This is a genomic window from Lysinibacillus sp. A4, from assembly GCF_024919535.1.
Lineage (GTDB): Bacteria > Bacillota > Bacilli > Bacillales_A > Planococcaceae > Lysinibacillus > Lysinibacillus capsici.
Genome location: NZ_JANWTB010000003.1, coordinates 287,418 through 300,004, shown reverse-complemented (window position 1 = coordinate 300,004; position 12,587 = coordinate 287,418). Strand labels below are relative to the sequence as shown.

Here is a 12,587-nt window from a genome sequence, read left to right as displayed (position 1 = left end):
TCAGCAAAATGATCTTTTAGCTAGTTTGTAATATTGTCTTTTAGGTTAAACTTTTATCGAGTGAAAGGAGGAGAAGATAAATTGTTACAATTTGATTCAAAAATTGTTGGAAAAGAGATAGGATTTGGCTATTTACGAGATAAAATTGCCGATCGAGGTTTCACGATCGGCGGGAATTGGGAGTACTATAAAGGCAGCTTTGACTCGGTATTATGGAAAGAGGCTGGAGAAACTATTTATTTACGTGTCCCTTTTATCGTCACATCAGGAGAGCTTGATAATGAAGATGCTCAAATTCGTTTTCAAAAGCCATTTGTCATTAAGCATGTTGAGAATATTGGTCTAGATTATGATGAGGGCTCCTTACTAGATGCAACTGGTGTTAGTCAATTTCAAACTCCGCTTGATAAAGATGGATACATTCATGATAAAAGTAGATGGATTCAAGCAGGTGAACAAGCTGTGGAAGAAAAAGTACTACCATTTTTCATTCATTAGTTAGATAAATTTAAATAGCTGCTGCAAGAAATTATATGTCTTTTATCCTTATTATTTTGGGAACATATAATCAAAAATATAAATAGAATTGTCGTAAGAATTTTCCAACATTATAATGATATTAGCACGTACTACTATATGAGGTGAGTTTATGGATAAAATAGCTATAGATGATTTTCAGCATTCCTATCAGAAATTGCACCAAGAACGACTCATCCATCGTAAAGAAGCCTTTCTAGAGGTGTTAGAGAAAACAAGAACATTTGGTGAAATAATCCTGTTTGAAAGTATAAAAAGTAAGAGAGGCGTCTAGGTGGCGTCTCTTTCTATTTTTCATAAATGAGAGGATGATTAATCATGGGACGCTACATCCCTTTAATACTGCTAACGATGATTCTATGTGTTGCTTGTACGTCAACGAAGGATAATAACGATAATAGGTTAGAAAGTGAGGAAAATCACGCTAAAGATGCCATGAATTCCTCTATCGAAATAATAGCAGATCAATTGCAGTCACCTTGGTCAATTCAAAAAAGTGGAGATGTCTTTTATATAGCAGAAAGGCCAGGCAGTATTGTAAAGATTGCGGAAGGGGGCGTTGATAGACAGCAGGTTATCCTGAAAAAGGAGCTATCAACTGCTCCAGAAGCGGGTATGTTGGGATTTGTGTTAGCACCTAATTTTCCTACTAGTCAAGTTGCCTATGCGTATTATACGTATGTCGAGGAAGAGGAACAATTTAATCGAATTGTTACGTTAACGTTTAGCGATAATAAATGGCTCGAACAGGATGTTATTATGGATCGAATAAGGAGTGGTACATACCATCATGGGGGACGTTTGAAAATAGGTCCTGACGGCAAGTTGTATGCAACGGTAGGAGATGCAACACAACCTTCTTTAGCACAGGATGTGGAAGCTTTAGAAGGGAAAATTTTGCGCATCAATTTGGATGGCACCATACCGAATGATAATCCTTTTCCTCAATCCTATATATACAGCTATGGACATCGAAATCCACAAGGCTTAACATGGTCTACTGATGGTACGATGTATGCCAGTGAGCATGGCAATGCAGGAAATGATGAAATTAATATCATTGAGAAGGGGAAGAATTATGGCTGGCCTCTTATTGAAGGAATGGAGAAAGAGCAGGGGATGATAACACCTCTTTTTACATCTGGTTCTTCTATCACATGGGCACCATCAGGCATTGCTATTGTAAATGATCAATTATATGTCGCTGCCCTAAGAGGCACAGCAGTCCTAGCTTTTGATATAAATAAGAACAAACACAATGAATTACTATCAGAATTTGGTAGAATTCGTGATGTCTTTGTAGATGGAGAATTTCTTTATTTTATTAGCAATAATACAGATGGTCGTGGAAATCCGCAACCTCAGGATGATAAACTATATCGAACGCCATTGTGATATAATATTTGAGAAAACATGGAATGGTAGGATGAATGGGGAGGACAAACATGGCAAACTATCTTAAGATCGCAGTAGCAATTGATTTCTCAGAACAATCATTAAAAGCATTGGATCGAGCTAGTCAATTAGCAAAGGAACACAATGCTATTTTGCAATTGGTGAATGTCATTGATACAAAATCGTTTGGAGCAGTTTCAGCATATGACTTAAAATATGCCGAGGAATTGAAGAAGGAAAACATTCTTAAAATGGAAAAGCTAGAAAAAGAGGCATTACAGACAGGAGTCAAAGAGGTCGAATCCATTGTAGAAACAGGTTCACCAAAAGGCATTTTAACACAGTTACCTCAGGTTGATTTAATTGTTTGCGGTGCAACTGGATTAAATCGTATGGAGAAAATGATGTTAGGCTCTGTGGCAGAGAAAGTGGTACGTCATGCGCTTTGTGATGTGTTGATTGTTCGTTAGTTGTTAAAATAGTTGAGAGTAAAAGAACCTGCTTGTGTAGACAAGCAGGTTCTTTTATTATTGGAATGTTTGAGCGTTATCAATAATGCTTTGAGGTATATCGATTGTTTTTAGATGATTAAATTCAGTATACGTAACGACTGATTTTGTATTCATTAACAATTCGTCACCTTCTACGGCCATTTTTAAGTCAAAATCCATATCCATTTTGTTCGTATCGAAAGTCTCTTTATCGATGTGTAGCACGTAGTTAATTTTTTCAATTGATAGTTGATCCATTGGATTCTCTTCTAGACCCATTTCTTGCATAGACTTATTAATCTCAGAATCGATTAGCTCTTTGAATTTATCGCCTTTTGCATCTAATGTAAGGACATATTCATCATCCGTTTGTTCAAATGTAAAGTCCTTAATGAATTTTTTCAATTGTTCTAGCTGTTCCTTCGCATCTGCAGAAGCAGCCGTTTGATCTAATATAGCATCAAAGTTCTCATCAGGAAGCTTTAACCAGCTATCTGTTGTCGAATCCTTCATAAATAAGCCTGTATCTTTTTTCATATACATTTCAATTGGCATGTCCATTGTTTCTTGACCTTCATTCATCATATCAGGCATTGTCATAGATCCTGATAAATGCATTGCAAGTGGATCAACGATGATATCCATCTCCATTTTGGAGTCGATTGAAAACTCCATTGCTTCATCACCAGACCCAACCTTTGTCACCTGTGTCATATCCATTTTAGCACTTGCACTTTGAATATCAGCCTGACGATCTACTGCTTTGTCATACACTTGTTCTAAAGTGAGTTTGCTTTTATTAGTTGTGTCTTTCGTAGGCGTAGCGCTTGAATTACATGCGGCAAGTGTCAACGCTAGTGTTCCGACTGCTAATACTTTAAAAATTTTCTTCATTACTTTCATCTCCTATTCTTGGTAAAAAACACTATCTACTACTATACGCACTAGAAAAGCAAAAGTTTCATAAATTGTTAGAAAAGAACTACTTTTTTATTAAAAAAATAACATTACTCCTACTTTTGTAAGCGCTAAACGCGATAATTACCAAATGAATAGGGATAAAACAAAAAAGCTGTCACGAACTTATCGTACAAGGACGATAAGTTCAGACAGCCTTTTGCTTACACAATAGTGTAAGGGATCAATTATAACCCCAGATCATAGCAAATAATGTACCGATGATTGTCACAACACCAACGAATACTGAGTATAAAATTGTTGTATATAACGTTTTTTTATCTTCAGATTCACCGATGTGCATGAATAATACTAATTGTACAGTTGCCTGTGCCAGAGCAGTTACTAGTAAAATTCCAAATGCCATATTAAGAGACATATCAAATTTTACAACTGCTAAAGCTACGATTGTTAGTAATAGTGAGAAGCCGAAGCCCATCACATGTTGTTTTGGGAATAATTCCTTCATCAGCTAATCAGTCCTTTCAAGTAGACGAAGCTGAAGATGAAAATCCAAACAACGTCTAGGAAATGCCAGTACAGTGAGAAGATAAACGCTTTATTAGCCGTTTGTGGGTTTAAGCCACGTTTCGCTACTTGGATTAAAATAGCTACGCCCCAGAAGAAACCGAATGTTACGTGGGCACCGTGCGTTCCAAGTAAAGTCATTAAGGACGATAAGAAAGCGCTTGTTTGAATCGTCGCACCTTCGTGTACATATGTGACAAATTCATCAATCTCAATAGCTAAGAAGCCAAGGCCTAGTAATAGCGTGATGATAAAGAATGTCATCATCGCTTTTTTACGACCAATACGCATTGCATGAACACCAAGACCAATGGTGAAACTACTTGTTAATAATAAGAATGTTTCCCATAGAACTGGAGTTAATTCGAAAATCTCAGCACCATTTGGTCCACTACCTGTGCGTGTATGAAGTGTGAAATACACAGTAAATAAAGTGGCAAATAACACGATTTCGGCGCCAAGGAAAATCCAAAAACCAAAGATTTTTAGACGGTTTTCCTCTGTACTATATTCTAATGGAAGTGAAGAATCGATTTTCATATTATTTATCACCTCTCAAGCTTTTCTCAGTTGCCATTACTTCCTCAACTGAAATGTAACGACCATGATCTTTTTCAAATGAACGATGGATCATGAAGCCAAATACACCAAGCATACTGATGATGGCTGGAATCCATAGATTAAATACAGCGAAGAATGCTGCAAGGAAGAAGAATCCACTCATCCAGAATGGTGTGCCTGTATTATTTGGCATGTGAATTTTTTCGATTGTACCTGCCGTAATATCGCGACCTTCTTTTTTCGCGAACCAGAACTCATCTAAGCGAGTAACGGTAGGCACTACGGCAAAGTTATATTCTGGTACTGGAGAATGAGTAGCCCACTCAAGTGTACGACCATCCCAAACATCTGCCTTTTCATTACGAGGCATATGCTTCCAGCTGTAGTAAATATTGTAGACGATTAATGCAAAGCCGACTGCAAGTCCTAGAGCACCGACGAACGATAACATGTTCAATGGACCATAACCAGTAGACTCAGAATAAGTGTACATACGACGAGCATATCCATCTAAACCTAAAATGAATAGTGGGAAGAACGTTACGTTGAAGCTGATGGCAATGAACCAGAAACCAGCTTTCCCTAATTTTTCATTTAGACGGAAACCGAACATTTTTGGCCACCAGTAGTGGTAACCTGCAAGGACACCAAATACTGTACCTGGAATTAATACATAGTGGAAGTGGGCAACTAAGAACATCGTATTATGATATTGGTAGTCAGCACTTGCCATCGCTAGCATTACCCCTGTAACCCCACCAATTGTGAAGATAGGAATAAAGCCAAGTGCATAAAGCATCGGTGTTGTAAATTGAATTTTCCCGTGCCTCATTGTGAGTAGCCAGTTAAATATTTTAACCCCAGTAGGAACGGCGATTGCCATTGTTGTAATAGAGAAAACACTGTTTACCATTACACCATGACCCATTGTATAGAAGTGGTGGGCCCAAACTACGAATGATAGTAGGGAAATGACCACCATACTCATCACCATTGATTTGTAACCGTATAAGTTTTTACGTGCGAATGTTGCGATGATTTCTGAAAAAATACCGAAAGCAGGTAGGATAACGATATAAACCTCAGGATGTCCCCAAACCCAGAAAAGGTTGGCCCAAAGCATATCCATACCACCGTCTTGCATCGCAAAGAATTTTGTCCCGAATTGACGGTCAAACATCATAAGAGCAAGCGCTACAGTTAATACTGGGAACGCGAATACGATAATAATGTTTGTAATTAAAATTGACCAAGAAAACATTGGCATTTTCATTAATGTCATACCAGGTGCACGCATTTTAATGATCGTCGTGATAAAGTTAACACCTGTCATTAAAGTACCAATACCTGACAATTGAAGGGCTAAAGAATAATAGTTATTCCCTACAGTCGGACTAAAATCCGTACTTGCAAGAGGGAAGTAGGCTGTCCAACCAGCGTCTGGTGAACCACCGATAATGAATGATAAGTTTAATAAACCAGCACCTGCTGCAAATAGCCAGAAGCTGACAGCGTTTAGACGTGGGAAAGCAACGTCACGTGCACCGATTTGAAGTGGAATGACAATGTTCATTAAGCCGATAACAAATGGCATCGCCATAAATAGAATCATTAATAAACCGTGTGTTGTGAAAATTTCATTATAGTGCTGTGCATCAAGAAGTCCGTTATCTGGAACGGCTGTTTGTGCACGCATTAATAGTGCATCGATACCACCGCGGAATAGCATTAATAAAGCTACTGCGATATACATAATCCCGATTTTTTTATGGTCAACAGTTGATAGCCAGTTTTTGTAGAAATAGCCCCATTTTTTGAAATAAGTAAGGCCTGCTACGATAACCACTGCACCAACTACGATACTAATAGCTGCCGCTAAAATCATCGGTTCTTGCATTGGATGGAATAATTCTTCCATACTCATTGGATGCGCTCCTTTCAGAATTAAAAATTAATGTCTCGATTCGTTCAACGATAAAATCAAATTAATGACCAGAATGTTCATTATTCGTGTCTTCTTCAGACATATCCCCATGATCCATTTCATCCATATTCATGTGTTTACCATGTTCCATTGGAGCTGGTCTAAAGTCTAAGTGTGTAGATGAGAAGCTTTGGCGACCAACATGTTCTGCCTCTAACAGCTCATCAAATTTTTCTTCTGTTAATGGTGCCTCTTTCGCTTTAACATCAGCAACCCATTTATCGAAGTCTTCTTGTGTCATAGATTGTGCTTCAAATTCCATTTCTGCAAAGCCACGTCCATTAAAGTTAGAGTTACGTCCCATAAATGAACCAACTTCATCTGCTGCAAGGTGAATGGTTGTTAACATATCACTCATAGCATATTTTTGACCTGCTAATTGAGGAATCCAGAAACTAGTAATTGGACCAAATGAGTAAAGCTTAAATTCGATTGGACGATCCACTGGAATGTTTACATAGTTAACTGTTTCAACACCTTCTTCTGGATAACTAAAGTGCCATTTCCAGTTTGATGATGATGCATAAATCACTAAAGGCTCCTTATCGTCATAACCTGCTGGTTGAGCTTCTACTGTAGATGTTGTTCTTACTGTCACAACAGCTAAAAATGCTACGATAATAATTGGAATTACTGTCCATGTAATTTCAAGCAGATGGCTTCCTTCTTCATGAGGAGGCTCATAATCTGCAGCTGCTTTTGATGCGCGATATTTTGTAAGCATAAAGGCTAAAAGCACATACACGACTAGCAATATAAAGGCCATTGTAATAATGGATAAGATAATTGTGTTTGATAATGTTTCAGCATTAGGTCCCTTTGGATTGAACACTGTTAATGGTTCACATCCAGCAAGAAGAGCAATCGCACTCAATGCTACTAACATTAAACTTAATTTTTTCTTCATGTTTGACTCCTTTCTATAGAACGGCTATTCATAAAATTCATGTGTTTTTTGTCAGTGTCACATTTACAAATAGTTGATACTGAGGTCACCTCTTTTATCTTGGCGTATCAATCAACAACATAAGAAATTACAATGGCATGGTTCAATATGAAACATAAAATCTAGTGTTGATTGATCTGATGCAAGCGTTAGCAAAATCAATGATTTGCGCAATCGTTTAAATACATACTTGGTTACCTACGATTGTCACAATCTCTCGTTGTTTGCACATTGGATTATACGCCCTGTTTTTAAGAAAAAACATAATTTTGTTATGAAAATGATAGTATAGTGGTAGTGAATTTGAACATTTTTTGAACAAAAATCGTTATTTTAGTATTGGTATTTATAGGTTTTATTTATTAAACACTGTGGAAACGTTGAAAATACTGCATTCCTGATGTTTACCTAAGTAAATAATTTAAAATGTGAAAAATGGTATTTCACATTTTAGACGCTGTTTTGTAATAAAATCATTGTCATACCAGACCTATTGGGATTTTTTATTTGCCTTTTATCCAAAAAAGGAGTAGATGCAATGACGTTTTATGGAAATAATAGGTTGAATTTTCAATGAAAGGAATGAGTGGAGAGGGAATAAATGGAGCGAAATATTAATTATGTTAATATAATAACTGGTTTTCTTTGATATCCATATTTTTACTTCATTTGTTTTATTTGAAAAGTAAAAAGCAAACTAAGCCAGCTCTTAGTTTGCTAGTATTTTAGAAAAAATTTATGTTATCAAGAATTAAGCGGTGTAATTCAGCATTTTTAAAATTACCTGTCAATCACCAAGCTTCAGCCATTTGGCTACTTGTCCATAAATCGTATTTTGAAGCTGTGGCGCTTTATTATTCATTTTCAAAGAAAAATATAGTGTTTTCATAAAGTTTAAGGTACAAGTTCTTCCACTAAAGAAGAGCTCATTATAACCTTGTGTCATTAAATGCATTTCAAATTTATCAAAAGCCTGCTCAACAAATTCGATCAGTGCTTCCTCTGAGTAATTTTGAAGCAATAATGCATCCACTATATTAATTAAACGTTCCTCTTCATCGTTAACAAAGACTGTTTCTTTCCAAGTGACAAGTTTTAATGCATGTAAAATGGATGGTGCATACCGTAAATCGAATTTTGGATGTTTTATTGTTGTTGTAGCTAAATCTGCACCATGTGCAATACTGTGTGCCCATCCTTTTTCCTGAACATATCCTCTCGTATCCTGTTCTAATAATAAATAACGGCCAATTTTTTTAAAGAACAATTGTAGGTCTTCATCTCTTAAAACGAGTAATTCAGCGTCCTTTGCAAGAAGACCTGCAACTAGTAATGCGGAAAACGAACGAGTAAAGACACTATCCTCTGTTTTATCTCCGATATGTAAATATAAAAAATCCTCACCCGTAACTGTATCAAACAAATATTGAAGTTGTTGAGAACTCAATAAATTATCACTTAGTAAATCAACAAAGGTGCGATAAATGAGGTGGTCTCGTAATTCGGCATCAACTGAGCCAATATGGGCTAACATCTCCTGTAATAGCCAATCACTATGCTGGAACATAAATGTCTGACGCTCAGACAGTGTCATTGTAGAAAAAGTCTGTAATGTTTCTTTAATATCCATGTTAAAAAAGCCCCCAACTTATTTTTGTACTATATATTATAGCGCCATTTCATTTCGAAGGGATAAATTTGAAACCTTCATTTTAATTAAGCACAGTTAGAATGTCCTCTTTAAAACATAATTTTTACAATATTATTTCCAGAAACTATAGAAAGTTGTTATGATAGAAACGCAATAAAATGGTAAAACTAAAATGTGAACAATAAAAAAGACATACCTATTTAAGTATGTCTTTGTCTAGCTAAATAATGACTGCTGATTTAATGCCAATTGGCCATTCAGTGAGCGTGTGTTGATTCGTCTTTAACTCGACAAGAATATTAGCATTTTTGATTGCATCAATGAGCCATTCACTATAGTGACGATTTGGTTCAGGATGCTGTAAAATCTGCTGCATATCTTTTTTATCAACATGTAACAGCTTGTAGTTACATTCAATGTTTACTTTTTGAGGAATAATGGAAAGAGACTCATTTTGATGACCAAGTGCAATAGATCCAGGAATACACCCTTGAATTTTTAAAATATAGGTGCTGGCTTCTTGTGTGTAGACATCAATTTTGGTGCGTGTTAAAAGTTCAAATTCTATCGGCTTATCTTGAAAAGGGCCGTCCGTTGTAGAAATTGAAATGACTTTAATCGATAATGCCTCGAATGCAGATGAGATACAATGATCAAATTCTGTAATTGTATCAAGTAATTGCATGGATTCCACTCCTTGTTAAGAACTTGATTTTCTTGATGCAGACAACAAAGGGGGAGCGTCTGCGAATTGTAGTAAATTTTAGACTATTCTAATTATAATACAATTTATTACAAAATATGAATGCAAAAGCAATGATTTTTTGTTAAAAACAAGAAACTTGTGGATTTTTTAGTAAATAGCAGAAATGAAAAATTAGAACAATGAGGTGAGAAAAATGACAAAAAGAAAGCGTCATGTCATTAAACATGACAATGTTGTTGTTTTTCCGGGCGCTGTCCAAACTTTAATACGTGAAGGACATATGTTTGCTGAAAATTTTCAGTATGAAAAAGCGGTGGCGAGTTTTGAAAAGGCATTTATGTACGAAGATGGAGATGAACTTGCTCTTAGTGCCTATGCTTTTGCTTTGTATGAATTGAAGGACTATAGCAAGACAAAGAATATTTGTGAGCAATTATTTTCATTGGGTACGTCATTTTATGTAGAAATCATGGAATTGTACATTACCGTATGCATGCAGTTAAAAGAATATCATCAAGTAGAGTCATTAATTACAACCCTACTTGAAGAAAATGTTTTGCCTCTGGATCAAATTGAAAAATTTGAACGCTTAAAAAATTTGAATAGTGAAGTGTCTAAGAATCTAGAAAAAAAGGAAAATGCACAACGTTTAATAGAAGAACAGGAATATGACCTTGAAAAATTCAGGACACTTAGTCCGAATGAGCAATCCATTCGCTTACATCGACTTATGGATACAAATGTAAGACAATTAAAAGAGCCATTGAAAGAAATTATTGAATGTTCGACGATCCATCCGTTTGTCCAGAGTCTAGCACTCATATTATTAGTAGAACAAGAAGTAGCTATAAATGTTATAGTGTCCAAATTTAATCAAACTAAAATTGTTAATCCTACTGAATTAGTATTGCCTAACCAGCTACCGCAGTATGGAAAAATAAAAAATATACTAGAAGTGAAGCTAGAGCAAGACCCATCAACGTTAGAAATGGTACAATATTTAATGGCAAAGCATGCCATTGTAACGTATCCATTTGAATGGCACCCGTTCGAAGCAGATGATGTTGCCTATAGTTATATTGATTTTGTCTTAGCAATGCTTGGAAATGTACAAGAAATGGACTATGAAATCATTGACTTTTTACAAATGTTAGAAAAGCTAACAGAACTACATTAGGTATGAAATAAGTTGAAACTATACACATCTATGTTATACTAAAATGGTTGTCAAAATCGTAGTTACGAATGAATTGTCTAACATCTAAACTTGATTATTTATTTGGAGGTATTTATACATGTCAGCAAAATGGGAAAAACAAGAAGGTAATATCGGTACTCTTACAATCGAAGTACCTGCTGCAGAAATCGACGCAGCAATGGACCAAGCGTTCAAAAAAGTTGTAAAACAAATTAACGTACCAGGTTTCCGTAAAGGTAAAATGCCTCGTAAAATGTTTGAACAACGTTTTGGTATCGAATCTCTATACCAAGATGCATTAGAAATCATCGTTCCTGAATCTTATGCAAAAGCAATTGATGAAGCTGGAATTATGCCAGTTGATTACCCAGAAATCGCTGGTACAGAAAACTTTGTACACGGCCAAGATTTCACATTCACTGCACAAGTAACAGTGAAACCAGAACCAAAGCTAGGAGACTATAAAGGTCTAGAAGTATCTAAACTTCCAGTAGAAGTAACGGATGAAGAAGTAGATGCACAAATTCAAGATCAATTAGCTCGTAAAGCAGAGCTTGAAATCAAAGAAGACGAAGCAATCGTAGAAGGTGATACAGCTGTAATCGACTTCGAAGGTTTCGTTGGTGAAGAAGCTTTTGAAGGTGGTAAAGGTGAAGACTATCCACTAGAAATCGGTTCAGGTTCATTCATTCCAGGTTTTGAAGAGCAACTAGTTGGTGTTAAAGCTGGCGAATCGAAAGATGTTGTTGTTACATTCCCAGAAGAATATCATGCAGCTGAATTAGCTGGTAAAGAAGCTACTTTCAAAGTAACAGTGAAAGAAGTTAAAACAAAAGTTCTTCCTGAGTTAAATGATGAATTTGCAAAAGAATTAGATCCAGAAGTTGAAGGCGTTGAAGCTTTACGCGCTAAAATTAAAGAACAAACTGCAGCTCAAAAGGAAACAGAATCAGATGCAGCTCTTCGTGATGAGCTTGTAGAAAAAGCAGCTGAAAATGCTGATTTTGAAGTACCAGCAGGCATGATCAACTCTGAAACTGATCGTATGTTACAAGAATTTGGTCAACGTTTACAAATGCAAGGTATGAACCTAGACCTTTACTACCAATTCTCTGGTCAATCAGAAGAAGACTTACGTGGCCAAATGAAAGAAGAAGCTGAAAGCCGTGTGCGTGTATCATTAACACTTGAAGCAATCGCTGAAGCTGAAAAAATTGAAGCATCTGAAGCTGATATTGAAGCAGAATTAGAAAAAATGGCTGCTCAATTTAACATGACAAAAGATCAAATCACAAGTGCTTTAGGTGGAACAGCAGTACTTGAAAACGACATCAAAATCCAAAAAACAGTTGAATTTTTAGTAGAAAACGCTAAAATTACTGAATAAGATTTTGTGTAATTAGATAGCCCAAAAAAACAAGGTACGGCATTCATCCGTGCCTTGTTTTATCACATAAACTCTTAGCAATCAGTCCCCTTAACATTTAATTCACTTTATACTTCACTTATACATAGTATTGTTTTAGTTTTTATCTTCATTCAGCAGATGTTTTTGTATCCAAAGTATAATGTTAGGTACAAAAAACTCCCATCTCACATAGATGGCGAGCTGTAAGCCTTTTAACCTTTTTAG

General features: G+C 36.0%; 13 protein-coding genes. 6 read left to right on the top strand and 7 right to left on the bottom strand.

Going from position 1 to position 12,587, the window contains the following annotated elements:
- Nucleotides 1-81: 81 nt before the first annotated feature.
- From NY607_RS06780 to NY607_RS06765, 4 genes are all read left to right on the top strand, one after another.
- Complete coding sequence (locus NY607_RS06780; protein WP_048395101.1) at nucleotides 82-498, top strand: YugN family protein; 417 nt, start codon at nucleotides 82-84, stop codon at nucleotides 496-498.
- Between the two features lie 151 nt (nucleotides 499-649).
- Nucleotides 650-811, top strand: a complete 162-nt coding sequence (locus NY607_RS06775) for a hypothetical protein (RefSeq protein WP_167444838.1) — start codon at nucleotides 650-652, stop codon at nucleotides 809-811.
- Between the two features lie 44 nt (nucleotides 812-855).
- Nucleotides 856-1,932, top strand: a complete 1,077-nt coding sequence (locus tag NY607_RS06770; RefSeq protein ID WP_259419355.1) for a PQQ-dependent sugar dehydrogenase — start codon at nucleotides 856-858, stop codon at nucleotides 1,930-1,932.
- Nucleotides 1,933-1,982: 50 nt separating this feature from the next.
- The gene (locus NY607_RS06765) at nucleotides 1,983-2,402 is read left to right on the top strand and encodes a universal stress protein (RefSeq protein ID WP_054550012.1); all 420 of its coding nucleotides are present in this window, start codon (nucleotides 1,983-1,985) and stop codon (nucleotides 2,400-2,402) included.
- Between the two features lie 57 nt (nucleotides 2,403-2,459).
- On the opposite strand, the gene NY607_RS06760 is transcribed toward NY607_RS06765, so the two are convergent.
- The 7 genes from NY607_RS06760 to NY607_RS06730 all read right to left on the bottom strand — a co-directional run bounded on the left by NY607_RS06760 (nucleotide 2,460) and on the right by NY607_RS06730 (nucleotide 9,735).
- Nucleotides 2,460-3,317, bottom strand: a complete 858-nt coding sequence (locus NY607_RS06760) for a DUF6612 family protein (protein WP_131520463.1) — start codon at nucleotides 3,315-3,317, stop codon at nucleotides 2,460-2,462.
- Nucleotides 3,318-3,564: 247 nt separating this feature from the next.
- Complete coding sequence (qoxD, locus tag NY607_RS06755) at nucleotides 3,565-3,849, bottom strand: cytochrome aa3 quinol oxidase subunit IV (protein WP_004226585.1); 285 nt, start codon at nucleotides 3,847-3,849, stop codon at nucleotides 3,565-3,567.
- A complete protein-coding gene (gene qoxC, locus NY607_RS06750) occupies nucleotides 3,849-4,448 on the bottom strand; it encodes a cytochrome aa3 quinol oxidase subunit III (protein ID WP_004226587.1) in 600 nt (199 codons plus the stop codon). The genes qoxD and qoxC overlap by 1 nt, the downstream gene beginning before the upstream one ends.
- Nucleotide 4,449: 1 nt before the next feature.
- Nucleotides 4,450-6,393, bottom strand: a complete 1,944-nt coding sequence (qoxB, locus tag NY607_RS06745; protein ID WP_048395108.1) for a cytochrome aa3 quinol oxidase subunit I — start codon at nucleotides 6,391-6,393, stop codon at nucleotides 4,450-4,452.
- Between the two features lie 61 nt (nucleotides 6,394-6,454).
- Nucleotides 6,455-7,360 (bottom strand): cytochrome aa3 quinol oxidase subunit II, encoded by a 906-nt coding sequence (gene qoxA, locus NY607_RS06740; RefSeq protein WP_131520464.1) that lies wholly within the window; start codon nucleotides 7,358-7,360, stop codon nucleotides 6,455-6,457.
- 826 nt (nucleotides 7,361-8,186) lie between these two features.
- Nucleotides 8,187-9,029 (bottom strand): DUF2785 domain-containing protein, encoded by an 843-nt coding sequence (locus NY607_RS06735; RefSeq protein WP_259419354.1) that lies wholly within the window; start codon nucleotides 9,027-9,029, stop codon nucleotides 8,187-8,189.
- A gap of 241 nt (nucleotides 9,030-9,270) precedes the next feature.
- The gene (locus tag NY607_RS06730) at nucleotides 9,271-9,735 is read right to left on the bottom strand and encodes a hypothetical protein (RefSeq protein WP_103118506.1); all 465 of its coding nucleotides are present in this window, start codon (nucleotides 9,733-9,735) and stop codon (nucleotides 9,271-9,273) included.
- 214 nt (nucleotides 9,736-9,949) lie between these two features.
- Between NY607_RS06730 and NY607_RS06725 the strand changes: the two genes are divergently transcribed.
- Together NY607_RS06725 and tig are read left to right on the top strand one after the other, a co-directional pair.
- Nucleotides 9,950-10,933 (top strand): tetratricopeptide repeat protein, encoded by a 984-nt coding sequence (locus NY607_RS06725; RefSeq protein WP_259419353.1) that lies wholly within the window; start codon nucleotides 9,950-9,952, stop codon nucleotides 10,931-10,933.
- A 118-nt stretch (nucleotides 10,934-11,051) separates the two neighbouring features.
- The gene (tig, locus tag NY607_RS06720; protein WP_048395116.1) at nucleotides 11,052-12,341 is read left to right on the top strand and encodes a trigger factor; all 1,290 of its coding nucleotides are present in this window, start codon (nucleotides 11,052-11,054) and stop codon (nucleotides 12,339-12,341) included.
- The last annotated feature ends 246 nt before the right edge of the window (nucleotides 12,342-12,587 follow it).

Bases quoted from the DNA above. Each gene is read 5' to 3' on its own strand.
- NY607_RS06775 (WP_167444838.1), top strand. From the start codon at position 650: ATGGATAAAATAGCTATAGATGATTTTCAGCATTCCTATCAGAAATTG.
- NY607_RS06770 (WP_259419355.1), top strand. From the start codon at position 856: ATGGGACGCTACATCCCTTTAATACTGCTAACGATGATTCTATGTGTT.
- NY607_RS06765 (WP_054550012.1), top strand. From the start codon at position 1,983: ATGGCAAACTATCTTAAGATCGCAGTAGCAATTGATTTCTCAGAACAA.
- NY607_RS06760 (WP_131520463.1), bottom strand. From the start codon at position 3,317: ATGAAGAAAATTTTTAAAGTATTAGCAGTCGGAACACTAGCGTTGACA.
- qoxD (WP_004226585.1), bottom strand. From the start codon at position 3,849: ATGAAGGAATTATTCCCAAAACAACATGTGATGGGCTTCGGCTTCTCA.
- qoxC (WP_004226587.1), bottom strand. From the start codon at position 4,448: ATGAAAATCGATTCTTCACTTCCATTAGAATATAGTACAGAGGAAAAC.
- qoxB (WP_048395108.1), bottom strand. From the start codon at position 6,393: ATGAGTATGGAAGAATTATTCCATCCAATGCAAGAACCGATGATTTTA.
- qoxA (WP_131520464.1), bottom strand. From the start codon at position 7,360: ATGAAGAAAAAATTAAGTTTAATGTTAGTAGCATTGAGTGCGATTGCT.
- NY607_RS06735 (WP_259419354.1), bottom strand. From the start codon at position 9,029: ATGGATATTAAAGAAACATTACAGACTTTTTCTACAATGACACTGTCT.
- NY607_RS06730 (WP_103118506.1), bottom strand. From the start codon at position 9,735: ATGCAATTACTTGATACAATTACAGAATTTGATCATTGTATCTCATCT.
- NY607_RS06725 (WP_259419353.1), top strand. From the start codon at position 9,950: ATGACAAAAAGAAAGCGTCATGTCATTAAACATGACAATGTTGTTGTT.
- tig (WP_048395116.1), top strand. From the start codon at position 11,052: ATGTCAGCAAAATGGGAAAAACAAGAAGGTAATATCGGTACTCTTACA.